This is a genomic window from Glutamicibacter sp. 0426 (genome assembly GCF_001906485.1).
Lineage (GTDB): Bacteria > Actinomycetota > Actinomycetes > Actinomycetales > Micrococcaceae > Glutamicibacter > Glutamicibacter nicotianae.
The window spans coordinates 405,044-429,127 of record NZ_MPBI01000003.1; the positions used below are offsets into that span (position 1 = coordinate 405,044).

Sequence of the window (24,084 nt, forward strand, 5' to 3'; positions counted from 1 at the left end):
TGCCATCGGAGCCTGACGTGCCACTAGCCCTGCCCGAATCCACACTGCCCCATCCCTCCTCCGCTCCCGCGCTGAATTGGGGCATTCTCGGGCCGGGGTGGATCGCCTCGCAGTTTGCCCAGTCGCTGAACAACTTGACCTCCAGCCGGATCGGAGCCGTCGGTTCGCGCACCTTGGCCCGCTCCGAGCAGTTCGCGCGCACCTACGGGGATGGGCGAACCCGGGCCTGCGGCTCCTACGATGCGGTACTCGACGACCCTGCGGTGGATGCCATCTATATCGCTGTCCCGCACAGCGGCCACGCGGACCTGGCGCTCAAGGCCATCGCCGCTGGCAAGCATGTCCTGGTGGAGAAGCCGATGAGCCTGGATGCCCGGCAAACCTCCCGGATCATCGAGGCGGCCAGGGCTGCCGGGGTGTTCGCCATGGAAGCAATGTGGTCGCGGTTCCTGCCGATCGGCAATGTGCTGTCGCAGGTCATCGAGTCCGGAATGCTCGGGCAGGTGATCACCATCCAGGCTGATTTCGGCGCCAGGTTCGAGGTCGACTACGGCTCGCGCATCTTCGATCCGGCACTGGGCGGCGGGGCCCTTCTGGATGTCGGCGTCTATCCCATCGCCTTCAGCGCCATGGTCTCCCCTGCCAAGCAGCTTCTGCACGCTTCGGGACGCATGGCCCCCACCGGTGTCGATGCGTCCTTCACCGCGGTGCTCGCCAATGAGGACGGCTCCACGGCAACGGTCTTCAGCAGCATCGAAACCGATTCGCCGCAGGGCGCGTGGATTGCCGGCACCGAAGGCACCCTGGAGCTGCAGCGCCCGATTTGCTGCGGTTCCGCGCTGGTGCTGCGCAGTGCCGACGGCAGGATCGCCGACAGCCGCGAGTTCGCCGAAACCTCGCCGGCTGCCGGCTTGGGCTTCGAAGCGGCCCACGTAGCCCGGTGCATCGCCGATGGATTGACCGAGTCGCCGGTCATGCCGCTGGACGAGTCGCTGGCGATTGCCCAGACCATGGACGCGATCGCCGCAAAACTGCGCACCGGCTAGTCAGCGGCGCTGCGCCGAGGCCTCCCAGGCGCTGTGCACCATCTGCGCCAGGCTGTGGCGCATCCTCCAGTCCAGGTCGCGGGCGGCCAGCTTGCCGTCGGCAACGATGCGCGCCGGATCGCCCGGACGGCGGGCTTCCTCAATAGCGGTGAAGCCGATGCCGGTCACCTCGGCGACCGCGTCCATGATCTGCCGCACCGAGACGCCATCACCTGAACCCAGGTTGTAGACCGGCTCCAACGCCTCGCCCGCCTCCAGCTTCCTGGCCGCTTCCACATGCGCCAGCGCGAGGTCGGCGACATGCACATAGTCGCGCACGCAGGTGCCATCGGGGGTGCCGTAGTCGGTGCCGAAGACCTTCGGGGACTTGCCGGCATTCAACGCCTGGAACACCAGCGGGAACAGGTTGTGCGGGCTCGCGTCATAGAGTTCTTCGCTGCCCGATCCAACCACGTTGAAGTAGCGCAGCGAAGTGTGCTTCAGCCCGGCGGCCACCGCCTGGTCGCGGATCAGCCACTCCCCCACGAGCTTGCTCTGGCCATACGGGGATTCGGGGAAGGTGCCGGTGGCTTCGGTGACCACATCTTCGGACGGGGTGCCGTAGACGGCGGCCGATGAGGAGAAGACCATATTGTGCACGCGGGCTGTTGCCATGGCATCGAGCAGGTGCGCGGTGCCGGTGGCATTCTGCTCGAAGGCCAGCAGCGGGTGCTTCACCGATTCGCCGGCGTACTTGTAGCCGGCCAGGTGGATGACCCCGGTAACCTCGTGGCGCTTCATGATTTCCACGAGCTTCTCGGTCTGCAGGATGCTCAACTGGTAGAACGGCACCTGCTCGGGAACGAAGGAGCGCACCCCGCTGGACATCGAGTCCACGACGACCGGTTCGAACCCCGCCGCCTGCAGCGAACGCACCACGTGCGATCCGATATACCCGGCTCCGCCGGTCACTAGCCAACTCATGCCCGGCCTGCTCCTTCATCTGCAATGACGGTGAAAATGGCCGGCTCGACATAGCCGGCGTGGTCAAAGGCCTCGCGGACGGCCTGGCTGACCGGCTCGATCCGCTCGCGCTTGACCAGGGCAATGGCGCTGCCGCCAAAACCGCCACCGGTCATGCGGGCGCCGATGGCTCGGGCCGCCATGGCCGCCTCCACGGCGGCGTCCAGTTCCTCGCTGGAAATCTCGTAGTCGTCGCGCATGGATTCGTGGGACTGGCACAGCAGCTTGCCTACCGCATCCAGGTCCGAGGCGCGCAGCGCTGCGACGGCATCGAGCACCCGCTGGTTCTCGGTCACGATGTGCTTGGCGCGGCGCCGGGCCACCGGGTCGGCGATGGCCTCCAATTCCGCGACGCTGTGCACTTCCCGCAAGGATTCCACCCCCAGTGCCGCGGCGGCCTGCTCGCAGCTGGCACGGCGGGCGGCATAGCCGCCATCCACATGCGAATGCTCGACGCGGGTATCGATGACCAGCACCACCGCGTCGTGCTGCGCCAACGGCAACGGCACTGCCTGGGTTTCCATGGAACGGCAATCCAGGAAGAGCGCGTGCTGCGCATGGGACATCAGCGAGGCGCTCTGGTCCATGATTCCGGTCGGGGCGCCCACGAACTCGTTCTCGGCCCGCTGGGTCAGCTGGGCCATCTGCACCTTGGACAACCCAAGGCCGTAGAGGTCATCCAGCGCCACGGCAGTCGCCACTTCCAGGGCATGCGAGGAGGACAGCCCGGAACCCACCGGGACATCGGAGTCGACCATCAGCTCCAGCCCGCCAATTTGCACGCCATCGAGCTGGTTCAATGCCCACAGCACGGCGGCCGGGTAGGCAGCCCAGCCGGGCACCGCCCGGGGCACCAGCTCATCGACGGTGATCGAGGTGATCGGCGGCTCGTCGCCTGCCCCGTAGGTGGAGGCGAAGTCCAGCACCTGGCTGCCCGGCTCCAGCTGCGACTTGCGGCGCACGGCCACCAGCGCGTTCTTGTCGATGGCGAAGGGCAGCACATAGCCCAAGTTGTAGTCGGTATGCTCGCCAATCAGGTTCACCCGTCCCGGGGCGCGCCAGATGCCTTCGGGCCGGTGGCCGTAGGCTTTGCCGAACTTCTCGCGCAGGGCATTGACCCGTGCCGCGGTTTCCCCGCTTCCGCTGCGGCTCATGGCATGACCTCGCGCAGCCGGGCGGCGGCCTGCTCGGCCGGAACGTCGTTGATGAAGGCGCCCATGGCGGCTTCCGAACCGGCCAGGTACTTCAATTTGCCAGCTGCCCGGCGCGGGCTGGTCAGCTGCAGGTGCAGCCGTGCCGCCGCACGGGCTTCCGGTTCCAACGGAGCCTGGTGCCAAGCGGCAATATAGGGTGTGGGGGTGTCGTACAGCGCGTCGACTCCGCGCAGCAGATCCCGGTACATCACTGCCAGTTCGGCTTTCTCGCCGTCGTTGAGCGCTGCGAGATCCGGCACGTGGCGGTGCGGGACCAGATGGGCTTCCAGCGGCCACCGGGCGGCATAGGGCACGAACACGGAGAAGTGCTCGCCTTGGCGCACCATGCGCGTGCCTTCATTGCGCTCGAAGTCCAGGATGTCTTGCACCAGGGGGCGTCCGGTGTTCGCCAGGTGCGCCACCGCCTGGCCCGCCATCTTGGCTGCGGTCGGGGCCAGGTACGGGTAGGCGTAGATCTGCCCGTGCGGGTGGTGCAGGGTCACGCCGATGTCCTGGCCGCGGTTCTCGAAGACGAAGACCTGCTCGATGCCTTCCATCGCGGATAATGCGGCGGTGCGCTGCGCCCAGGCCTCGATGACGGTGCGTGCCCGGGCGTCATCCAGCGAGGCGAAGGAGCCGGTGTGCTCGGGGGTGAACACCACGACTTCGCAGCGCCCGTAGGCCGGGGCTGGAACCTGCACCGGTGCGGCGGATGGAATCGAACCCAGTGCCGGGCCGAGCGACGGGAAGCGGTTCTCGAAGACCACCACGTTGAAGTCCTCGGCGGGGATTTCGCTCATGCGCCCGTGCGCGCTGGGGCATAGCGGGCATTCTTCCTTGGGCGGCAGGTAGGTGCGCGACTGGCGGTGGGCCGCTACGGCCACCCAGTCTCCGGTCAGCCGGTCGTAGCGCAGCTCGCCGGGTTCCCCGCGCGGATCCAGCGGCCGGGTATCGGCCGCCGGTTCGGGCACGGCGGCGTTGGCATCGGCGAAGAAGATCGCTTCGCGGCCATCGGCCAGGTGATGCACCCGGTGGGCTGCTTCATATGCTGCGGAGCCTTGCGGCATGGCCATCTCTCCAATGGGCTAGTGGTGGTGCAAATATGTAGGCGGCGCGGCGGGCGCGCCTGCGGGTTAGCTCGGCTGGACCGGGCCGATCAGCCAGCTGGCTTCATGGCTGGCGCCCGGGGCCAGCGCGATGACGTCTTGGCCGGAGTTGAAGCCGCCGGGCGGGCAGGTCATCGGCTCGATGGCCAGCCCGGTGCGGTCAAGCGCCGGGTCATCACGGTCTGCCGTGTGGATCTGGACCCACGGGCAGGCTTCGTCCCAGGTGATCTGCGACCCGAGGCCCTTGGTGTCGGTGATCGATGCGCTGAACAAGCCGTCCGCGCCGGCGGCCAGGGAAGTGTAGGCATGATCGATGAAGAGGTCCCCGATCGGCTTCGGGGTGCGGAAATCCAGCTCGGTGCCAGCCACCTGAACCACCTCCTGCGGCAGCAGGCGCGCGCCGTCGGTGAGCTGCACCTTGCCGGCTGGCAGGGTGAAAGTCCATTCATCCGCCTTCTTGCCCGGTGCGACCAGGTAGGCGTGCGAACCCCAGGCGAAGGGCGCGGTGCCCTGCCCGAGGTTGGTGGCGGTGGCGATGGTGCGCAGCCCGCCGGCTTCCAGCCGGTAGTCGATCACCAGCTGCACCTCATAGGGGTAGCCGGGGTTCGGCGCGATCACGGTGCGCAGCTGGGCGGAGCTGCCGCTGCGCCCGGTGATCTCGAAGCTGGTATCGGCCACCAGGCCGTGCAGCGCGTGGCCGCGCTCCGGCTCGGTGATCGGCAACTGCAACTCCATGCCTTCCCAGTGGTAGGCCCCGTCGATCACCCGGTTGGGCCAGGGAGCCAGGATCGCTCCGGAGAACACCGGGCGCTCACCGCGCGGATCGAAGGCGCGCACCAGCGGGCGGCCGTCATATTCCAGGGACACCAGGGTGGCGCCCACCGTGGCCAGCTGCGCGGTGAAGCCGTGGGCTTGCAGCGTGAGCACCGTTCCGTTGGCGGTGTCCTGCTGCGGCATTGATTGGCAATCCATTTCGTCATCCTTCGTGCTGTGCTGGGAAACCATCGGGCATGGGCGGGCCCTCCCGCCATCGCGTGCGGGAGGGCCGTGGCAGCAAGCCGCAGCCTAGTTGCCGGCGCCTGCGCGGCGCTTGTTGTAGATGTCGAAGGCCACTGCCAGCAGCAGCACCACGCCCTTGACGATCTGCTGGGTGGAGGCGCCGACGCCCATCAGCTGCATGCCATTGGAGAGCACCGCCATCACCAGTCCGCCGACGATCGCGCCGGTCACCCGGCCTACGCCGCCGGTGGTCGAGGCCCCGCCGATGAAGCAGGCGGCGATCGCATCCAGCTCGAACATGTTGCCGGCACCTGGCTGGGCGCCGTTGGAGCGCGAGGAGAAGACCACGCCGGCCACGCCTGCCAGCAAGCCCATGTTGATGAAGATCCACATGTTGATCTTCTTCACGTTCACGCCCGAGAGCTTCGCGGCGGAGAGGTTGCCGCCGATGGCGTAGACGTGGCGGCCGAAGACGGTCTTGGTGGTCAGCACGTGGTAGCCCAGGATCAGGGCGGCCAGGATGATCAGCACGATCGGCATGCCGCGGCTGGTGGCGATCTGCCAGAAGAACCAGAGGATGATGGCGCCGGAAATGATGTTCTTGGCCAGGAACATGGCCATCGACTCGACACTCTGGCCGTACTTTGCCCGGCCTGCGCGATTGCGCCACTGCGAGTAGAACAGGCCCACGACGGCGATCACGCCGATGATCACGGTGAACAGGTCGAAGCCGTTGCCGCCAAGCAGGCCGTTGAGGAAGCCGCCGGCGATCTGGCCGTATTCGCCGGGGAACGGCGAGAGCGAAACGTTGTTGAGCACTTCGTAGGTCAGGCCGCGGAAGAGCAGCATGCCGGCCAGCGTCACGATGAACGCGGGAATGCCCACGTACGCGACCCAGAAACCCTGCCACACACCGCACAACCCGCCGACCGCGATGCCGGCGAGCATGCCTGCCCACCATGGCATGTCGTTCTTGATCACCAGCACCGCGGAGACCGCGCCGGTCAGGGCGACCAGTGAACCGACGGAAAGGTCGATGTGCCCGGCCACGATCACGATGATCATTCCCAGTGCGAGGATCAGCACGTAGGAGTACTGCAGGATGATGTTGGTGATGTTGATCGGGCTGAGCAGCAGGCCGTTGGTCAGGATGGTGAACAGCACCACGATGAGCACGAAGGCAATGTAGATGCCCGAGGTGCGCAAGTTCTTGGTGAAGATATCCTTCAGCTCGTTTGTGATGGTCATCGGGTGCTTTCCTTCTCGATGGTCATGAGTTCCATGAGGCGTTCCTGGGTGGCTTCGCTGCGCGGCAGCTGGCCGGTCATCCGGCCGTAGGCCAGGGTGTAGATGCGGTCGCAGATGCCCAGCAGCTCGGGCAGTTCGGAGGAGATCACCAGCACTGCCTTGCCGGCCGCGGCCAGCTCGTTGATGATCGTGTAGATCTCGTATTTGGCGCCGACGTCGATGCCGCGGGTGGGCTCGTCGAGGATCAGCAGCTCGGGGGCGGTGTGCAGCCACTTGCCCAGCACGACCTTCTGCTGGTTGCCGCCCGAGAGGTTGCCGACCTTCGCCATGACGTTGGGGGTCTTGATGCGCATGGACTTGCGGTAGTGCTCGGCGATCTGGATTTCCCTGTTGCCGTCCACGAAGCCCTTCGAGGAGATCTTGCCCAGTCCGGCCGCGGTGGTGTTCACGCGGATGTCCTCGATGAGGTTCAGCCCGAACTTCTTGCGGTCCTCCGAGACGTAGGCGATGCCGGCGCCAATGGCCTTGCCCACCGTGGAGGTGTCCACCGGCTTGCCGCCCATCAGCACGGTGCCGGTGATGTTCCGGCCGTAGCTGTGGCCGAAGATGCTCATCGCCAGTTCGGTGCGCCCGGCGCCCATGAGCCCGGCAATGCCGACGATTTCGCCGGCGCGCACGTCGAGGCTTGCGTGCTCCACCACGGTGCGGTCCTGCTGGACCGGATGCTGGACCGACCAGTCGCGCACCTCGAAGACCACGTCGCCGATCTGCGGCTCGCGCTGCGGGTAGCGGGCGGAGAGCTCGCGGCCGACCATGCCGCGGATGATGCGGTTCTGGTTGGAGGCGGGGTCAGCCATGTCCAGGGCTTCGATGGACTGGCCGTCGCGGATGATGGTGGTGGTGTTGGCGATGTCCTCGATCTCGCCGAGCTTGTGCGAGATGATGATCGAGGTGATGCCCTGCTCGCGCAGTTCGCGCAGCAGGTTCAGCAGGTGCTCGGAGTCGTCGTCGTTCAGCGCGGCGGTCGGTTCGTCCAGGATCAGCAGCTTCACGTTCTTGCTCAGCGCCTTGGCGATTTCCACCAGCTGCTGCTTGCCGACACCGAGCTGGCCGACCGGGGTGACCGGCTGCTCGTGCAGGCCCACGCGGGCCAGCAGGTCGGCGGCGCGATGGTTGGTTTCGTTCCAGTCGATGAAGCCGCCACGGGAGGTCTCGTTGCCGAGGAAGATGTTCTCCGCCACCGAGAGGTAGGGCACCAGGGCCAGCTCCTGGTGGATGATCACGATGCCCTGGGCCTCGGAATCCTTGATGTTCGAGGCCTTGAGTTCCTCGCCCTCGAAAATGATCTTGCCCTCGTAGCTGCCGTGCGGGTAGACCCCGGAGAGCACCTTCATGAGGGTGGATTTTCCGGCGCCGTTCTCTCCGCAGATGGCGTGGATTTCGCCCTTGCGAACCGATAGGTTGACGCCGTCCAGCGCCTTGACTCCGGGAAAAGTCTTGGTGATGTCCTGCATGTGCAGGATCGTGGTGTCCATAGTGCAGACGTCCTTGGTGTGTGCTGTGAGCGGTGAACCGCGGCGGCGGGAGCGCAGGTTGTCCTCCCGCCACCGCGGTTGCTGCCTGCGCGGCTACTTGGCCTGTCCGGCCTTGACTTCCTCGGCGGTGTAGTACCCGGAGTCGACCAGCAGCGAGGTGATGTTGTCCTTGACCACGATGTCCGAATTCAGCAGGTACGAGGGAACGACCTTCTTGCCGTTGTCGTAGCTTTCGGTGTCGTTGGCTTCCGGCTCGCCGCCGCCGGCGTAGGCTTTCACTGCCTCGACAGCCTGGGTGGCCAGCTTGCGGGTGTCCTTGAAGATGGTTGCGTACTGCACGCCGTCGTCGATCAGCTTCACCGAGGCGATTTCGGCGTCCTGGCCGGAGATGATCGGCAGGCCGTCCTTGATGGACTTGCCGTAGCCGGCGTTGGACAGCGCGGTGATGATGCCGCGGGAAATGCCATCGAATGGCGAGAGGATGCCGTCGATCTTGGTCTTGCCGCCCTGGTAGTGGGCGGTGATCAGGTCTTCCATGCGCGATTGGGCTTCTTCCTGGCTCCAGCGCAGGGTGGCTGCCTGCTCGATCTTGGTCTGGCCGGACTTGACCGTCAGCGTGCCGTCGTCGAGGTATGGCTTGAGGGTGTCCATGGCGCCCTTCCAGAAGAAGTGCGCGTTGTTGTCGTCGATCGAACCGGCGAAGAGCTCGATGTTGAACTTGCCCTTCTTGTCGGTGCGCTTGCCCTGGTCATCGGCCAGGCCCATGCCGGCCAGCAGCGAGGTGGCCTGCTGGACGCCGACGTTGTAGTTGTCGAAGGTGACGTAGAAGTCGACGTTCTCGGTGCCGTTGATCAGGCGGTCGTAGGAGATGATCGGGATGTTCTGGTCCGCGGCGGCCTGCAGCTGGGTGGACAGCGCGGTACCGTCGATGGAGGCGACCACCAGGATGTCGCTGCCCTTGGTGATCATCTGGTCGATCTGCTGCTGCTGGGTGGGGATGTCGTCATTCGCGAACTGCAGGTCGACTTCGAAGCCGGCTTCTTCCAGCTGGGACTTGACCGCTTCACCGTCGGCAATCCAGCGTTCGGACGTCTCGGTTGGCATTGCGACGCCCACCTGGATGTCCTCGGGGGCGGTCGATTCCCCGCCGCCAGCCCCGGCTCCGCCTCCGGCGCCGCTGCCGCTGCAGGCTGCCAAAGCGCCGACCAGCGCGAGCGATCCCATGGTCGCTACGGCTTTGCGGGTCCAATTATTCCATGCCATCTTTTCCTCCTTGAAAGGTTGCCATATCTGCGAATGAGACTGGACTCACACTATGTTAGCGCTAACACAGTGACTTCGACCACCCTCTGATGAAAATAAATTAAGATCCCTTACCCAGTGGCCTTGCGCGCCCAGCACAGGGCGCGCAGGGTCCATTAAAGGGGCCCGCCTGGCTGCTAGAAGCCCTGCGCCAAGCGGTAGTAGCTCTGGTTGACGCGGATCTGCTGCGCGAAGTTCCGGCGCGTGGTCTCCTCGTCGATGACCAGCAGTTCGGCACCGGCGATCTCCGCGAAGATCTCGAAAGCCTCGATGCCTGCGGCGGTGGACATCACCGTGTGGTGCGCCCCGCCGGCGGCAAGCCAGGACTCGGCAGAGATATTGAAATCAGGCCGCGGGCTCCAGACCGCGCGGGCCACCGGCAAGTTCGGCAGGTCAGCCGGCGGGGTCACCACGTCCACCACATTGGCGGTCAGCCGGAAGCGCTCGCGCATATCGGCCATGGAGACGACCACCGCGCCCTCGGCGGCATCCGCACTGAACACCATGCGCACCGGATCCTCGCGGCCGCCAATGCCCAGCGGGTGGATTTCCACCCGCGGCTTCGAGGTGGTCAGCGACGGGCAGACCTCGAGCATGTGGGCACCGAGGATCAGCTCCTTGCCGGGGGTCAGGTCGTAGGTGTAGTCCTCCATCAGCGAGGCTCCGCCCGGCAGGCCCTCGCCCATCACCTTGGCGGCGCGCACCAGCACCGCGGTCTTCCAGTCGCCCTCGGCGCCGAAGCCGTAGCCCTTGCCCATCAGGCGCTGCACGGCCAGGCCCGGCAGCTGCTTGAGCCCGCCGAGGTCCTCGAAGTTGGTGGTGAAGGCCATGGCGCCGGCCTTGGACAGGAACGCTTCCAGCGCGATTTCCTGGGCGGCGGCATAGCGCAGCGACTCGTGGCGGGCACCGCCGGCACGCAGTTCGGGAACCACGTCGTACTCGCGCTCGTACTCGCCGACCAGCGCATCGATGTCGGCCTCGGCCACGGCCTTCACGGCCTCGACCAGGTCATTGACGGCCCAGGTGTTCACCGAGACCCCGAAGCGGATCTCGGCTTCGGTCTTGTCGCCCTCGGTCACCGCGACATTGCGCATGTTGTCGCCGAAGCGGACCAGCTTCAGGTTCTGCACGGCGTTGAAACCGGCAGCGCCGCGGATCCAGGTGCCCACGCGGCGGGTGACCGCGGGATTGGAGACGTGGCCGACCACCGTGGTGCGCGCGGCGCCCAGGCGGGTGGCCAGGTAGGCGTATTCGCGGTCGCCGTGCGCTGCCTGGTTCAGGTTCATGAAGTCGAAGTCGATCGTATCCCACGGCAGTTCGACATTGGCCTGGGTGTGCAGGTGCAGCAGCGGCTTCTGCAGGGCTTTCAGGCCGTTGATCCACATCTTCGCCGGGCTGAAGGTGTGCATCCAGGTGATGACGCCCAGCACGTTCTCATCCGAGTTCGCTTCCAGCATCGCGCGGCGGATCGATTCGGAGTCCTTCAGCACCGGCTTCCAGATGATCTTTGCCGGAACGTCGGCGGACGCATCCAGGGCCTGCGCCACCTCGGTGGACTGCTGCGCCACCTGGCGCAGGGTGTCTTCGCCGTACAGGTCCTGGCTGCCGGTGAAGAACCAGATTTCCTTGTCACTATATGCCTTGGCCATGATGTCCTTACTGTCCGTAAACGTTCTGGTAGCGCTCGTAGAGCGAGTCGATTTTCGCGGGGTCGATGGGCTGCGGATCCCCGAGCTGCTGGGCGATATGCACGGTGCGCGCCACTTCCTCGCACATCACCGCGGCCTTGACTGCCGCACGGGCGTCCTTGCCGATGGTGAACGGCCCGTGGTTGGCCATGAGCACCGCAGGGCTGCGGGACTCGCTCAAGGTCGAGACAATGCCGCGGCCAATCGAGTCGTCGCCGATGATGGCGAGGGGACCCACCGGGATTGGTCCGCCGAATTCGTCGGCCATCATGGTCAGCACGCAGGGGATTTCCTCGCCGCGCGCCGCCCAGGCGGTGGCGTAGGTGGAGTGGGTGTGCACCACGCCGCCGACCTCCGGCATGTGCTCGTAGGTGTAGGCGTGGGCGGCGGTATCCGAGGACGGCGCATGCTCGCCCTCAAGCAGCTTGCCGTCGATGGTGCACACCACCATCGATTCAGGGGTCAAGTCGTCATAGGAAACCCCCGACGGCTTGATCACGAACAGATCTGCGCTGCCATCGGTGATCTGGGGATGGCGCACGCGCTGGGAGACGTTGCCTGCGGTCCAGACCACCAGCTCGTAGCGCGGCAATTCGGCGTGCAGGCTGGCAACTGCCTGCCGGACCGCGGCCACCTCGTCTTGCATCGATTGCGGATAATCCGCCAGCGACTTGAGCTCACTCATGTTTTCTTGGCTTTCTGCTGGGAACTTAAAGGGCGGCGATGGCCGCACGCTGGATGGCCAATCCGGATTCATAGTTCTGCAGCCAGGCGTTGTAGCCGACCACATCTTCAGGCAATGGGGCCGCGCCCTTGGTCTTGGCCTCGGCGAAGACCAGCTCGTCCAGATAGGAATCCAAGCTGGCCTGCGGGTTGGCTTCGATGAACTGGCGGAAGCTTGCCAGCACCGCGATGCCCCACGGCCCGCCGTGGCCAGCAGTTTCCGAGACGCTCACTTCGGTGTCCAGCGCGGCGGCCAGGAAGCGCTGGGCCACCCCGGCGGTGCGGAAGATGCCGCCATGGGCATTGAGCTTTTCCACCCGCACGCCCTGCGCGGCCAGCACCTTCATGCCCAGGCTCAGGGTGGCGAACATACCGTAGACCTGGGCGCGCATCAGGTTGGCCAGGGTCAATGCGGAGTCCGGGGTGCGGATGACCAGCGGCCGCCCTTGCTCCAGGCCGGTGACCGGCTCGCCGGACAGGTTGTTATAGGCCAGCAGGCCCGCCCCATCGGCCTGGCCGTCCAGCGCCGAGCCGAGCAGCGCCTCGAAGATACGGTCGCTGGAGGCATCCACGCCCAGCGCCTTGGCGAACTCGCCGAACACGGCGGCCCAGACGCCGATCTCGCTTGCGCCGTTATTGCAGTGGACCATGGCGACGCTGTCGCCGGCCGGGGTGGTGACCACATCGATTTCGTGGTGCACTCCGGCCAGCGGCCGCTCCAGCACCAGCATCGCGAAGATCGAGGTGCCGGCCGAGACGTTGCCGGTGCGCACGGCCACCGAGTTGGTGGCCACCATACCGGTTCCGGCATCGCCTTCGGGCGGGCAGAACGGGGTGCCGGGCTGCAGCTGGCCGGTGGGATCGAGCAGGCGGGCGCCGGCTTCGCTCAGGTTTCCTGCCGCCGCGCCGGCTGGCATGACTGCCGGCAGCAGCTCGGCCAGGGTGCATGTGGCCTGGTAGGACGCTGAGATCTCGTCGAAGGCGTCGAGCATCGCGGCGTCGTAGGTGCCGGTCGCGGTGTCGATGGGGAACATGCCCGAGGCATCACCGATCCCCAGCACCTTCTCGCCGGTGAGCAGCGTGTGGACATAGCCAGCCAAGGTGGTAAAGTGCCGGACCTGCGGCACATGCTCCTCGCCATCGATCATGGCCTGGAAGTAGTGGGCAACGGACCAGCGCAGCGGGATGTTGACACGGAAGGCTCCGGTCAGCCGCTCGGCGGCCACCCGTGTGTTGGTGTTGCGCCAGGTGCGGAAGGGAACCAGCAGTTCGCCGTCTTGGCCAAAGGCCAGGTAGCCGTGCATCATGGCCGAGACGCCCATCGAGGCGAAGCTGCTGGGCGCAACGCCGTAGCGCTGGCGGCAGTCGGCAAGCACGGCGGCGAAGCACTGCTGCAGGCCGGTGCGGATGGCATCCAGCGAGTAGGTCCACAGCTGGTCTTCGAACTGGTTGTCCCACTGGTGGCTTCCGCTGGCCAGCTGCTGGAAGTCCGGGCCGATCAAGCTGGCCTTGATGTTGGTGGAGCCCAGTTCGATGCCGAGCACGGCTTGGCCGCTGGTGATGAGCTGGGCAGCAGTTGCATCCTGGGGCGCGGTGGCCATGAACTCTCCGTCCTGAGGCCCAGCTTGTGGGCAGCGTCTTCGCATCGCCAGCAGCACTCCGAGGTATTCGGAATATTGCCGGCAGGAACTTCGAAGTAATGTTAGCGCTAACATTTCGTGATGCGCAACACCCGCTGTCGAGATGCGGGCAACTAGAACAGAATTACTGGGACTTCAGCGGGGCCGTGCTCGCCCGCATGACCAGCGTTGGAGCGATCACCTTTGGAGATTTATCCGCGGTGTCGCCTTCGAGCAATTCCGTGAGTGCCGCATGCCCGACGTCCCTGAATGGCTGCCGAACGGTGGTCAGCGATGGAATGAGGAAATTCGAAATCTGCAGATCGTCGAAACCGATCACCGAGACATCGGTTGGCACATCCAGCCCGGCTTCCCAGAAGGCGCGCAGGATGCCAGTGGCGAGATAGTCATTCGCGGCGAAGACTGCCGTCACTTCCCCGACGCGCACCGAGTCAACCAGTCTCTTGCCCGCCTCGTACCCGCTGGGCGCCAGCCATGATTCGGCGGGCACTTCAATAATCGGCGCCTTGGCTTCGAGCATTTTTTCCTGCCAGCCGATTTGGCGCTCGGTGGCGTCGAACCAGCCGGTTGGCCCGGAGACATGGGCAATTTTGCGATGACCTAAAGCTAGGAGGTGTCCGGTAGCCAGGCGTGCGCCTTCGCGCTGGTCTACATAGACGTAGCGAGCCGGATCCGAGACGGGAACGCTGGTGCGGGCGGCGACAACTACCACTGGGATCGTGAGCGCCGCATCATCCAGGGCGTCAATGACCTTTTCGAACGGCGCGACCATCACCACGCCGTCAACTCCTTGGTCAACCAGGTGGTTCAAGGCTTCGGTTGCACTGTGAGCGTCGTAGCGATCCAATGCGGTCACGCTGACGAAATAGCCTTGCGCGCGGGCTGCTGCTTCGATGGCCAGCACAGTTGACTGCGGTCCGAAGAACTCGCTGCCGATGGTCAGAATCCCAATGGTGCTGGAGTGCGATGTCGCCAAAGCACGGGCAGCTCGATTGCGGCGATACCCGAGTTTGCGGATTGCTTCCATGACCTGGTCACGCGTTCCGGACCGGACATTGGGGTGGTTGTTGAGCACTCGCGACACAGTCTGGTGCGACACCCCTGCCATGGCCGCTACATCCGCCATTGACGGAGGCCTTTTATTCGGGTGCCCTTCACCGGGCTGAGCAATGTTCACAACGGTCATTATTGCAAAGATGACTGGAAGCACCAGAAAGAACCCACATCTCCGCCCGCACACCAACAGAAGGTCGCGAAGTCGTGGAATTTGACAAACTGTCATCGATTACCCGCGTCAAGCTTCAGCAGGCCGTCGTTGGCAACTACGAAAAATCCACTAGCTCAGGCATCACAGAATCCCCACGAATCACACATGAGATAAATTATTAATTTACATGACTGGTCTATAGGTACTGCACAAATTACTAATTTGACATGCCCTTATACGCGTAAATAGATTCAATACAAGTATTGCATTTATTTCAAAACCTCGATCAACACGACAGGAAACTTGTTGAGTAAAACTATATCTTCAGCACTAGTTCTAGCTGCACTCGGGAGCCTAACTCTCGGCTTGACGGTACCGGCATCTGCTGCCGAACTAAGAAACGATCTACATGAGAATCAGGTCTCAGATGCCTACGCTTCTCTGGCTTCCCTTGCTGCCCACAATCGCATCGATGCTTCAAGTGCCGCTCTTCCAACCGTGGCAACCGACGGCACATCATCGGAGCTTCAGAACGGCTCCGTCGGACTAAAGACTGAAACCGGCGGCACTTCATACACTGATAACAGCATTGCGACCACATCAGACTCTCACCAGATTGTTTATCAGGCGTTATCTAATGGTGACGCTCGGGCAGTGATTCACATCGATTCGCCGGAATCCCCAAGGGGATACCCCTTTGAATTGACGGGAAACTTTGACCGCATCGTTAAGAAACACGATGGAGGTATCGAGGCATTAGACAAACATGAAAATATTGTTGCTTCTATTGACCGCCCCTGGGCCTATGATGCTGATGGGACCGCAGTACCTACACACTTTGAGGTTCATGGAAAACAATTACGCAAGTCGTCGAGCATATTGAGTCCTTTAAATACGGGATCGTAGCAGACCCAACACTCCGCGAACACAATAAGAAAGTAATAGCGGGCTGCCTAGGGATTCAGCCAGGAACGTTCACCGTATGGGGTGTCTTGGAAGCAACTTTCTCGAGCTGGGACAAAGCGGTCAAATTCTTAGTTCGCCGAATCGGCGTCCTTGCCGCAGTCACGTGCCTCGGTGGCATCGTGTATCAATACCTATAAACCCGGAAGGAGTGGAACCATGTTCACTTGGCTCGGAATCAAAAACTCAGGCAAGCGAAGCCCAAATACGCAATTCTTCGGTCTTGCCTCGCGCCGTAGCATCACAATTGTGTTGCTCACGTCGATCGCCGTGTTTTCAATCGTGAGGTTTACTCTCGCTTATCTTATGCCTTCGGAATATGACAAGGACATTTTCCTTTCAGTACTACCTTCAACGTTCGGTTTAATCGTGACGTTGCTATACATCACTGTTCTGGAACGTATTATTCGAGATAGAAATTTGCGCCAAAAGTGACACCTCTTGCGTGTATTTCAGGTGACAATGCCTAAGAGACCACGAAACTCAGGCGAATATTAGTGGCCCAGAATTTCCATTGGAGGTAGCGTGCGAGCACCAAGCTCAACATGTCGATGAGATGTATGAATATAACCTCAACGAACATTCAGGCACTATCTAAACTGAAGTTTCGCTAGGGAAAATGCTTGGATCTTCGGAACCACGTGGATCCAAGCATTTCATCAATGCCTCAGACACTCAATTCCCCGCGTTCACCCCTTACCTGCCTCCGTCATCGAGCACAACAGGCCTCAGACTTATCTCCGGGCTCCCAACCCGAAGTGATTCCGTGGCAGGTACTATGGCCTCCGCTGACTTCTGTCCCATTGTTCCCGCCCTCACGGACAAGATCGCTTCATCAACACAACTGGGGACACACTAGGACAGACCTCACTAAATAAGAACATCAATTTTTACCCTGTCTCTGCCACTTTTACGCATCTTCCGATTGTCGATGGAATAAAACGGGTTGGACTGGCTTCTCCATCTCTTGCTGTCTTACCCCGGCAGAAATACCTTCTATGTGATTCGTGTTCCACAGTGCAGAGTTTGCCTCAGCTTCCTTCCCGCCCCACCTCACGGTGACGCAGTTACCAGTGGCTAGGAGCTAAGCCGCCCATGCTGGGAGTACAAAGAACTACCCGCAAACCTTGGTTTACGGGTAGTTCCTTAGAGTTACTTCGTCTCGTCATCTGCTTCTTCGACGGCGTCGGCTTCTGGCGCCGTCGCCGAGTCAGTGTTCAGATGACCCGGCAAGCCTGGGTACAGGCATCTCGATGGCCCCTGTCTGGATCTGCTCGAACTCATCGGGCGTGACTACAGGAATCTCGTAGCCTTCCTTGTCGATGAGCTTGCCGCCCACGTAGTGGTCGCCCTCGAGCAGTCCGCAGATCTCCTCGGTCTTGACCATCCGCGGCGGAGCTGCCGAGAAGACTGATGCATTCTTCGTGTTTCCGAACTTGAGCTCGTTGAACAGCAGGTTCAGCAGCACGGCCATCACGGCTGCCGAGGAAATTCCGGAGTGGAAGATCGTCTCGAACCAGGTGGGGAATCCTGCATAGAAGTCGGGCTTCACGATCGGGATGCAGCCGAAGGCAATCGAGGCGGCGACAATCACCAGGTTCATGCCGTCGTACTTCACCTTGGACAGGGTCCGGATTCCGGAGGCGGCAACGGTGCCGAAGAGCACGATGCCAGCACCGCCGAGCACCGGGGTGGGGATGGCCGCGACCACGCGGCCAAGGATCGGCAGCAAGCCGAGCACCACGAGGATGCCACCGCCGGCAGCGACCACGAAGCGGCTGGTGATTCCGGTGATGGCCACCAAGCCGACGTTCTGCGCGAAGGCCGACTGGGTGAAGGTGTTGAAGATCGGGGCTACCGCGGAGGAAGCCATGTCGGCGCGCAGGCCGTCGGCGATGCGCTTGGAATCCACCTTCGAGCCGGCAATCTCGCCCACCGCGAGGATGTCAGCGGTGGTTTCGGTGAGGATCACCAGCACCACGATGGTCATCGAGATGATGCCGCCGATTTCGAAGACCGGCATGCCGAAGGCCAGCGGCTGCGGGAAGGCGAAGATGGCGCCGTGGCCGACCTGCGAGAAATCTGCCATGCCCAGCAGTGCCGCGGCGACCGTGCCCAGCACGATGGCCAGCAGGATCGACATGCGGGAGATCGCGGCATTGCCGACCTTGGAGAGCAGCAGCACCACCAGCAGCGTTCCGGCGGCCAGGCCGATGTTGGCCAGCGACCCATAGCCCTCGGCCTTGGCGTCCCCGCCCATGGCCCAGTTGGCCGCGACCGGGGTCAGCGAGATGCCGATCATCGTGATGACTACGCCGGTCACTACCGGCGGGAAGAATCTGATGATGCGGGCGAAGAACGGCGCGATGAGGAAGCCGATCAGCGCAGCGACGAGCACGGCGCCGAAGACCGCCTGGATGCCGCCGCCGCCATTGACGATGGCCACCATGGTGGCCACGGAGGCGAAGGAGGTGCCCTGGACCAGCGGCAGCTGCGCACCGAAGAACGGGATGCCCACGGTTTGCAGGATGGTGGCCAGCCCGCCGACAAACAGGCAGCAGGCGACCAGCAGGCCGATTTCGTCCGGAGCCAGCCCTGCGGCGTTGCCGATGATCAGCGGCGGGGCGATGATTCCCCCGTACATCGTCAGGACATGCTGCAAGCCATAGGCAAAGGACTTCCCCAGCGGAAGCTTGGCGTCCTCGGGACGATTGCCTTTGATAGATTCATCTTGTGTAGCGCTCAAGGCTGACCTCCTACGTCAGTCGCTGCCAAAGGTGTGCCGGTGTGCCAGCACCGGCACACCTTCAACGCTGTTCGTTTAGATAAATGCCGGAATATTTGCCCAGATCGGGTGATTCGCCTCGGTGCCTTCTCGGGTGACCGTCGCTTCGATCAGTCCGTACGGGCGGTCAGCCGCGAAGAAGACCTCATTCGGGTTGTCCTGGCCGAAGACCTCGAGGTCCACCAGGAAGTGGTGCTTGTTCGGCAGCGACATCTTGATCTCGGCGATTTCCGGATGCGCTTCGAGCACTGCCTGCCCCATCTGGAACATGGTCTGCTGCAGCGCGTACGAGTGGGTGTCGGCGAAGCGGGTCAGCAGCAGCTGGCGCACCGAGGTGTAGACCGCGTCGAAGTCGATGCCCTCGGCGATGGCCTGCTCGGTGTAGCGCCAGCGCGCGGTCACGTCGGTGGCCAGGATGCGGTCGGTGGTTTCCTTCAGTGTCGTGTACTTGTCCCGCGGGAAGCCGTGGAATTCGCTGCCCGTGGACTTCAGCACGGTGAGGTCTTCCAGGCCTGCAACGATCGATTTCTTGCCGTCGGCGCCGATTTCCAGCACGGCGGTGCGGATCTCGGACTTGTTCTGCGAGAAGGCGTGGTCGTGGTCGTTGATGCGGTCCCAGAAGAACTGCTGGGCTGCCCAGCGGCCACCGGTGATCCAATCGAATTCCCCGGTGAAGTGCTCGCCAAGCTGCACCAGGAACTCCTCGATGGCACCCACGCCGTTGCGGGCCAAGCCATAGACGGTGTTCTTCTGGGTGTCGGTGGCGACAACGCGGCCATTGTCGCCATCCTGGTGCGCGGCGGTGAAGTCGCCGTGCAGCTGGCTGGTGACGTTCAGATCCTGGATCTGGTGGCGAACCGTGTCGCGGGTGATCTTGACCAGGCGGACTTCGGCCTTGCCGTACTGGTTGGAGCCCAGCACGATCTTGGTGTCTGCCGGGGCGGTGATTTCGGTAGTCATGGTTCTAACTCCCTCGGTACGTGGAATATGCAAACGGGCTGATAAGAAGAGGTACGTGGTAGTGCTCGTCGACGTCATTGACGAAGAAATCGATGCTTACCGCGGGGAAGAAGCTTTCCGTTCCCTGCTTCCCGAAGTAGCCGCCGGTTTCAAAGGAAATCCGGTAGCGGCCGGCTTCAACCTGTACCGGTCCGAGGTTCTTGATGCGGCCATCGGCATCCGTGGAACCTGAACCGATTTCTTGCCAGCCGGATGCCGTCTTGGCTTCCAGCGTGGCCTTGACACCGGAGGCAGGCCTCCCGGTCCCGGTGTCGAGTATGTGGGTGGTGATGTGGCTGCGTTCGCCGTTGCCATCTGCCATGTTCATCTCCTGGCTGTCGGAGGGATAAGGGGTCGGTAAATGCGCGGGGTGTGCACCCCGGGCATTGGCTTAGTTGTCCACCGCGTTCCTCAGCCGCAGCAGCGCGATCTGGCGCAGCTGCTCGGCAACCTCAAGAAGTTCTTCCTGCTCGCCATTGGCCAGCCGGCGTTCGCATTCGGCGAGGATTTCTTCGGAGCTGCGGCCAGCGGCGCGGATGAGGAAGACCCGGTTGAAGCGCTGCTCGTAGGCCTTGTTGGCCGCGGCCAGGCGTGAGGTGACATCGCCATCAAAGTCCAGGCCTGCCTGTTCGCCACGCGAGAGGTCGGCTTCCTTGCTGCTGCCCTGCGCTTGTTCGCCGATGCGCGGGTGGTGCGCCAGGGCGGCGGCGATTTCCTCGCGGTTGAAGGGGGCGACGTCCTGCAGCGCATAGCTGGAAAGCTCATCGAAGCTGTTGAAAGGACGGGCGGAAACAAGTGCATCGATCCAGCGCTCGACATCCACGCAGGGGCGCAGGACATCTGCCGCCTCGGCTGCGGGCAATTGATTGAATACGTCTAGTCGCATCGGGTGATCAGCTCTTTTCTAACGGTCGTTCTTTCCACGGACCTTGGCTGAACACCCTTACCACCGAAGGAGACTTCGGCTTCGACTCGATGCTGGTTTCGTGGAACCTTGTGCCACCACTGTAATCCACCTCACAGCGTCGCCGTCAAGTCAAAGCCGGAAAATCTTTAACAAGTGTGATTTATGAAAGTTTTCCGCATTGCGGATAGAAAATTTTGCGCCCAGCTATTGCCAACAATCCACCATGATGCACATAATGGTTTCGCAAGGCAAAACATAATTTCCATATTATGGAAATAGAGAATCGCGAAGGAGGGTCGCAATGACCGCTATCAACACTGGCAAGATCAACTGCTCACCGGAGGGCCAGCGCCTCGTTGCCACCACCGACGCGTTGCGCACCGGGCTGTTCCAGCCAATCGAAGGCCTGGATCCCGATATCGCCCGCCAGCCGCGGATCACCCGCGAGGTCCCCTCGCTGTTCAGCCGCCTGTTCGGCCAGCACCAAGGGCGCTAGGCGCTCCTCAAGACCACGCAGAGGCCAACCCCTGAGGCGTCGGGACCTGGCCTCTGCGTTTTTTAATTCAGCTTTCCGATCCGGAGAGCGGCCACGCACCAGCTTCCGCTAGTCATCGCCGAACGCCATGAAGTCGGCTGGTGCAGTGCTCGGCGCCGCCAGCATGCCCACCATGGAATCGACCAGGAAGTAGCCCACCGATTCCCAGTTGCCCCGCTGCCTGCCGTCGTTGACCGTGCGCTCGTACTGCGCGCACAACCCCAGGAACATCGGACCGAGAATCAATGCACGCGACTTGACCACCACTTCGGGAATGCCCTCGAACTCCCTGATCGCCCGGCCCTGGGCCGCGGCGTCCAGCACCTCTGCACGCAGGCTGTCGCCGACGATCGATGGCAGCTCCGGATGCAGGCGGGCCTGATAGAGGAATTGCGCCCGCCAGGAAGGGTGATCCAACGCGTCGAAGGAATACACCCAGGGAAGCGCCTGCACGGTAACCAGTTCGCGCAGGCTTGCCTCGGGCCCGCCTGCCGCCGACGGGAGCGACGCGCGGCAGCGGCGCATGCCATCCAGCGCCCGCTGCAGCATGGCTTCCAGCAAATCCTGCCGGCTCCCGAAATGGTACTTGATCGCCGAGTGGTTGGCCGTGCCGGCATGTTCGGCAATTTTCCGATTCGATACGGCGTCGATTCCATAGCGCGCGAAAAGCTCTTCTGCCGCATCAAGCAGAATCTCCCGCGCCTTTTCGCCATGTCGACTCACCGTCTCCACCCTTCGCTCGCATTACGCACCAGTTGCCCAGGTAGTGAACCTCGGCACAGTTATAGATAATTTTACGCCATGTGGCGTAAATTGGTTGCCAGTATTCAACTAATAATCTTGCCGGGGTGCCGAGCATCCCGCCGCTGACCGAGAATCCAAGGAGCATGCGTAGTTGAGCAACGACGCCGCAGTCACTGAAAACCCGCCGCCCTCCCGCAGGGCCAAGCACGAGAAGCAACCGCTCTCCGAGCAGGAAACGGCCGCCAAACGCGCCAAGGCCGAGAAAATCGGTAGGACTGTCGCAGTCTTCATCATGCCATTGATGATCGTGGGCATGATGATCTGGGGCTACCTCGGCGCCATGCACCAGCAGGAAGCCAAGAACATGCCGGTGGCCATTTCCGCCACCAGCACTGAGAAGGCAGAGGACTTCGTCCGCACGCTCGAAGCTGGCAACGGGGATGCAGTCGACCTGCGCATTGTCGATTCGCCGCGCGAAGCCCGCGAGCTGGTCTATGACCGCGAAGTGACCGCCGCCGTTGACCTCGACGGCAAGACCGCCACCATGTACACCGCAAGCGGTGCAGGCGTCTCAGCATCCTCGGCCATCAAGGCAGTGCTCACGCCGGTGATCCTGGAAGACGGGCTGAAGCTGGCGGCAGAGGACCTGAAGCCGCTCCCGGCGGATGATTCCATGGGCATGGGCGCCATGCTGCTGGCCACCGCGATGATCACCGCCGGCTACATGCCGTGGTCCCTGGCCTACTCCAACTCCCCCGAGCTGCTGCGGCGCCGCAGGGCGCTGCCGCTGCTGGGCGGATGGTCGATCCTCCTCTCGGGACTGGGCATCCTGGTCGGCGGCCCGATCCTCGGCGTGCTCCCCGCAGCCACCATCCTGCCAGCGTGGGGCACCTTGGCCCTGGGTGTCTTCGCCGTGGGCGCAGGCCAGCTGCTGCTGACCCGCATCTTCGGTGCCATGGCTGTCATCCCGGGCATGTTCCTGTTCATGGTGCTGGGCCAGCCGGCCTCCAATATGGGAATGTCGGTCTACATGCTGCCGAAGATCTTCCCGTTCCTGCACCAGTTCCTGCCGATGCCGGCCCTGGGCGAAGCCATGCGTTCGGTGCTGTACTTCGATGGAGACGGCGCGGGCGTGCATATCCTGATCCTTGCCGGCGGGGCCGTGGCAGCGCTGCTGCTAGTCGCCCTGATCGATGCGCTGCGCACCGCCAAGGGCAAGAGCGATATCCCGACCCAGATCAATGTCCCTTCCCTGCATGGCGGCCCGCGCCCGAAGAACAAGGCATGGCGCTACATCACCCTGGGCGCGGTGCCTTTCGCCATGATCGCCATCATGCTCAGCTCCATGCTTGGCTCCATGCAGACCCCGGCTCCGCGCGAGATGCCGGTAGCGGTCGTGGGTTCCTCCATGGAGCAGGCCCAGCAGACGGTGGATTCGCTGAAGGAATCCATGGAGGACAAGTTCACCTTCACCGTCATGGACAACGCCGGCGACGCCCGCTATCTGGTCGAATCCCGGGAACTGGCCGGAGCGTTCGTGCTGCCATCGAAGCAGGATCCCGAGGCAACCATTTACACCGCCCAGGCTTCCGGCAACGCCGCCTCGCAGGTAGTTGTGCAGGTATTCACCCAGATCAGCCAGGCCCAGGACATGTCCGTGGACCACCGGGAACTGGCGCCGCTTCCGGAGCACGACAATATGGGCACCGTGGTCATGTATCTGGGCATGGGTTGGGTGATGGCAGGCTTCATGGTCATCATGGTTGCTTCCACCGCGGCACCGCACCTGCGCCCGCTGCAGAAGCTGATCCCGCTGGTGGCGGTGTACTCGGCCTTCATGTCAGCCGTGCTCTACCTGATCGCCGGACCGTTCACCGGTGCTGTCGAAGGCCACTTCTGGCAGCTGTTCGGCACCGGCGTGCTGGCGATCTTCTCGGTCGCCATGCTGACCACGGTATTCAACCGCCTGATGGGCATGGTCTGCCTGCTCCCGACCATGCTGGTCGTGATGTTCCTGGGCGTCCCGGCCTCCAACGGCGCACTGTCCATCTACATGGAACCGCGCATCTTCGCCATCCTGCACGACATCTTGCCGATGCCTGCGGCCGTTGAAGCGATCCGCGCGATCATCTACTTCGACGGGGCCGGCCTCTCGTCCCATCTGGTGGTCCTGGGCATCTGGGCCCTGGCCAGCCTGGCGCTGACCCTGGTCATCGACCAGCTCAAGCCGGTGCATGCCGAAGCCCACCCGGTGTCCGCCGAAGAGCTCGCGGCCCTGCAGGGCCGCCAGCGCGACGCCAAGGCGAGCGAAGCCGCTGCATCGGCCAATGGCATCGATGCCGAAGCCGGGGAACTGGCTGACGCGCAGGCCGCGGCCGGCGCAAGCGCCAACGAAGACCGGGAGAAGGACGCGGTCAGTGTCTAGCCAGTCCTCCTCCCCCGGCAAATGCGGGCCAGTCCAT

General features: G+C 63.3%; 20 protein-coding genes. 4 read left to right on the top strand and 16 right to left on the bottom strand.

The features are described from left to right. Positions 1-17 precede the first annotated feature (17 nt). On the top strand, positions 18-1,046 hold the full coding sequence (locus tag BKX98_RS10190) for a Gfo/Idh/MocA family protein (RefSeq protein ID WP_073707140.1): 1,029 nt from the start codon (positions 18-20) through the stop codon (positions 1,044-1,046). Here BKX98_RS10190 and galE read toward each other — a convergent pair whose 3' ends face one another. The 11 genes from galE to BKX98_RS10245 form a co-directional block, all read right to left on the bottom strand. Beyond that, positions 1,047-2,009 carry a UDP-glucose 4-epimerase GalE gene (gene galE / locus BKX98_RS10195; protein WP_073707141.1) on the bottom strand — a complete coding sequence of 321 codons (963 nt, stop codon included), beginning with the start codon at positions 2,007-2,009 and terminating at the stop codon, positions 1,047-1,049. After that, a complete protein-coding gene (gene galK / locus BKX98_RS10200) occupies positions 2,006-3,202 on the bottom strand; it encodes a galactokinase (protein WP_073707142.1) in 1,197 nt (398 codons plus the stop codon). The genes galE and galK overlap by 4 nt, the downstream gene beginning before the upstream one ends. Continuing rightward, positions 3,199-4,308 (bottom strand): galactose-1-phosphate uridylyltransferase, encoded by a 1,110-nt coding sequence (gene galT, locus BKX98_RS10205; protein WP_198934361.1) that lies wholly within the window; start codon positions 4,306-4,308, stop codon positions 3,199-3,201. Before galT ends, galK begins: the two co-directional genes overlap by 4 nt. Positions 4,309-4,374: 66 nt before the next feature. Beyond that, complete coding sequence (locus BKX98_RS10210) at positions 4,375-5,319, bottom strand: aldose 1-epimerase family protein (RefSeq protein WP_158024688.1); 945 nt, start codon at positions 5,317-5,319, stop codon at positions 4,375-4,377. 93 nt (positions 5,320-5,412) lie between these two features. Then, entirely contained in the window at positions 5,413-6,594 is a 1,182-nt protein-coding gene (mmsB, locus tag BKX98_RS10215; protein WP_073707145.1) for a multiple monosaccharide ABC transporter permease, read from the bottom strand. After that, on the bottom strand, positions 6,591-8,129 hold the full coding sequence (gene mmsA, locus BKX98_RS10220) for a multiple monosaccharide ABC transporter ATP-binding protein (RefSeq protein WP_038992820.1): 1,539 nt from the start codon (positions 8,127-8,129) through the stop codon (positions 6,591-6,593). Before mmsA ends, mmsB begins: the two co-directional genes overlap by 4 nt. Positions 8,130-8,222: 93 nt before the next feature. Next, complete coding sequence (gene chvE, locus BKX98_RS10225) at positions 8,223-9,392, bottom strand: multiple monosaccharide ABC transporter substrate-binding protein (protein ID WP_052253952.1); 1,170 nt, start codon at positions 9,390-9,392, stop codon at positions 8,223-8,225. A 176-nt stretch (positions 9,393-9,568) separates the two neighbouring features. Further along, the gene (araA, locus tag BKX98_RS10230; RefSeq protein ID WP_073707146.1) at positions 9,569-11,080 is read right to left on the bottom strand and encodes an L-arabinose isomerase; all 1,512 of its coding nucleotides are present in this window, start codon (positions 11,078-11,080) and stop codon (positions 9,569-9,571) included. 7 nt (positions 11,081-11,087) lie between these two features. Then, positions 11,088-11,804, bottom strand: coding sequence for an L-ribulose-5-phosphate 4-epimerase (locus BKX98_RS10235; protein ID WP_073707147.1), 717 nt, complete (start codon positions 11,802-11,804; stop codon positions 11,088-11,090). 25 nt (positions 11,805-11,829) lie between these two features. Further along, positions 11,830-13,443: a xylulokinase gene (locus BKX98_RS10240; RefSeq protein WP_073707148.1), complete on the bottom strand. Its 1,614-nt coding sequence runs from the start codon at positions 13,441-13,443 to the stop codon at positions 11,830-11,832. A 163-nt stretch (positions 13,444-13,606) separates the two neighbouring features. After that, positions 13,607-14,608 carry a substrate-binding domain-containing protein gene (locus tag BKX98_RS10245; RefSeq protein WP_233125341.1) on the bottom strand — a complete coding sequence of 334 codons (1,002 nt, stop codon included), beginning with the start codon at positions 14,606-14,608 and terminating at the stop codon, positions 13,607-13,609. Positions 14,609-15,055: 447 nt separating this feature from the next. On the opposite strand from BKX98_RS10245, the gene BKX98_RS16850 reads away from it, so the two are divergent. Next, a complete protein-coding gene (locus BKX98_RS16850; protein WP_143181089.1) occupies positions 15,056-15,595 on the top strand; it encodes a hypothetical protein in 540 nt (179 codons plus the stop codon). Between the two features lie 1,267 nt (positions 15,596-16,862). Here the strand turns inward: BKX98_RS16850 and BKX98_RS10255 are convergent. From BKX98_RS10255 to uraD, 4 genes are all read right to left on the bottom strand, one after another. Beyond that, entirely contained in the window at positions 16,863-18,398 is a 1,536-nt protein-coding gene (locus BKX98_RS10255) for a nucleobase:cation symporter-2 family protein (RefSeq protein WP_073707150.1), read from the bottom strand. Between the two features lie 75 nt (positions 18,399-18,473). Beyond that, positions 18,474-19,397 (bottom strand): factor-independent urate hydroxylase, encoded by a 924-nt coding sequence (gene pucL / locus BKX98_RS10260; protein WP_073707151.1) that lies wholly within the window; start codon positions 19,395-19,397, stop codon positions 18,474-18,476. Positions 19,398-19,401: 4 nt separating this feature from the next. Then, positions 19,402-19,758: a hydroxyisourate hydrolase gene (gene uraH / locus BKX98_RS10265; RefSeq protein WP_038993376.1), complete on the bottom strand. Its 357-nt coding sequence runs from the start codon at positions 19,756-19,758 to the stop codon at positions 19,402-19,404. Between the two features lie 69 nt (positions 19,759-19,827). Further along, positions 19,828-20,322, bottom strand: a complete 495-nt coding sequence (gene uraD, locus BKX98_RS10270) for a 2-oxo-4-hydroxy-4-carboxy-5-ureidoimidazoline decarboxylase (RefSeq protein WP_073707152.1) — start codon at positions 20,320-20,322, stop codon at positions 19,828-19,830. 322 nt (positions 20,323-20,644) lie between these two features. Here uraD and BKX98_RS10275 point away from each other — a divergent pair, with 322 nt between their 5' ends. Next, positions 20,645-20,839: a hypothetical protein gene (locus tag BKX98_RS10275; protein WP_066142901.1), complete on the top strand. Its 195-nt coding sequence runs from the start codon at positions 20,645-20,647 to the stop codon at positions 20,837-20,839. Positions 20,840-20,947: 108 nt separating this feature from the next. On the opposite strand, the gene BKX98_RS10280 is transcribed toward BKX98_RS10275, so the two are convergent. Further along, positions 20,948-21,601 carry a TetR/AcrR family transcriptional regulator gene (locus tag BKX98_RS10280; RefSeq protein WP_073707267.1) on the bottom strand — a complete coding sequence of 218 codons (654 nt, stop codon included), beginning with the start codon at positions 21,599-21,601 and terminating at the stop codon, positions 20,948-20,950. A 172-nt stretch (positions 21,602-21,773) separates the two neighbouring features. Between BKX98_RS10280 and BKX98_RS10285 the strand changes: the two genes are divergently transcribed. Beyond that, positions 21,774-24,047 carry a DUF3533 domain-containing protein gene (locus tag BKX98_RS10285; RefSeq protein ID WP_073707153.1) on the top strand — a complete coding sequence of 758 codons (2,274 nt, stop codon included), beginning with the start codon at positions 21,774-21,776 and terminating at the stop codon, positions 24,045-24,047. The last annotated feature ends 37 nt before the right edge of the window (positions 24,048-24,084 follow it).

Excerpts from the sequence above, each read along its gene's own strand:
- BKX98_RS10245 (WP_233125341.1), bottom strand. The coding sequence starts at position 14,608 with ATGGCGGATGTAGCGGCCATGGCAGGGGTGTCGCACCAGACTGTGTCG.
- uraH (WP_038993376.1), bottom strand. The coding sequence starts at position 19,758 with ATGGCAGATGGCAACGGCGAACGCAGCCACATCACCACCCACATACTC.
- galE (WP_073707141.1), bottom strand. The coding sequence starts at position 2,009 with ATGAGTTGGCTAGTGACCGGCGGAGCCGGGTATATCGGATCGCACGTG.
- BKX98_RS10240 (WP_073707148.1), bottom strand. The coding sequence starts at position 13,443 with ATGGCCACCGCGCCCCAGGATGCAACTGCTGCCCAGCTCATCACCAGC.
- BKX98_RS10275 (WP_066142901.1), top strand. The coding sequence starts at position 20,645 with ATGACCGCTATCAACACTGGCAAGATCAACTGCTCACCGGAGGGCCAG.
- BKX98_RS10210 (WP_158024688.1), bottom strand. The coding sequence starts at position 5,319 with ATGGATTGCCAATCAATGCCGCAGCAGGACACCGCCAACGGAACGGTG.
- mmsB (WP_073707145.1), bottom strand. The coding sequence starts at position 6,594 with ATGACCATCACAAACGAGCTGAAGGATATCTTCACCAAGAACTTGCGC.
- galT (WP_198934361.1), bottom strand. The coding sequence starts at position 4,308 with ATGCCGCAAGGCTCCGCAGCATATGAAGCAGCCCACCGGGTGCATCAC.
- BKX98_RS10235 (WP_073707147.1), bottom strand. The coding sequence starts at position 11,804 with ATGAGTGAGCTCAAGTCGCTGGCGGATTATCCGCAATCGATGCAAGAC.
- galK (WP_073707142.1), bottom strand. The coding sequence starts at position 3,202 with ATGAGCCGCAGCGGAAGCGGGGAAACCGCGGCACGGGTCAATGCCCTG.
- araA (WP_073707146.1), bottom strand. The coding sequence starts at position 11,080 with ATGGCCAAGGCATATAGTGACAAGGAAATCTGGTTCTTCACCGGCAGC.
- pucL (WP_073707151.1), bottom strand. The coding sequence starts at position 19,397 with ATGACTACCGAAATCACCGCCCCGGCAGACACCAAGATCGTGCTGGGC.
- mmsA (WP_038992820.1), bottom strand. The coding sequence starts at position 8,129 with ATGGACACCACGATCCTGCACATGCAGGACATCACCAAGACTTTTCCC.
- chvE (WP_052253952.1), bottom strand. The coding sequence starts at position 9,392 with ATGGCATGGAATAATTGGACCCGCAAAGCCGTAGCGACCATGGGATCG.
- uraD (WP_073707152.1), bottom strand. The coding sequence starts at position 20,322 with ATGCGACTAGACGTATTCAATCAATTGCCCGCAGCCGAGGCGGCAGAT.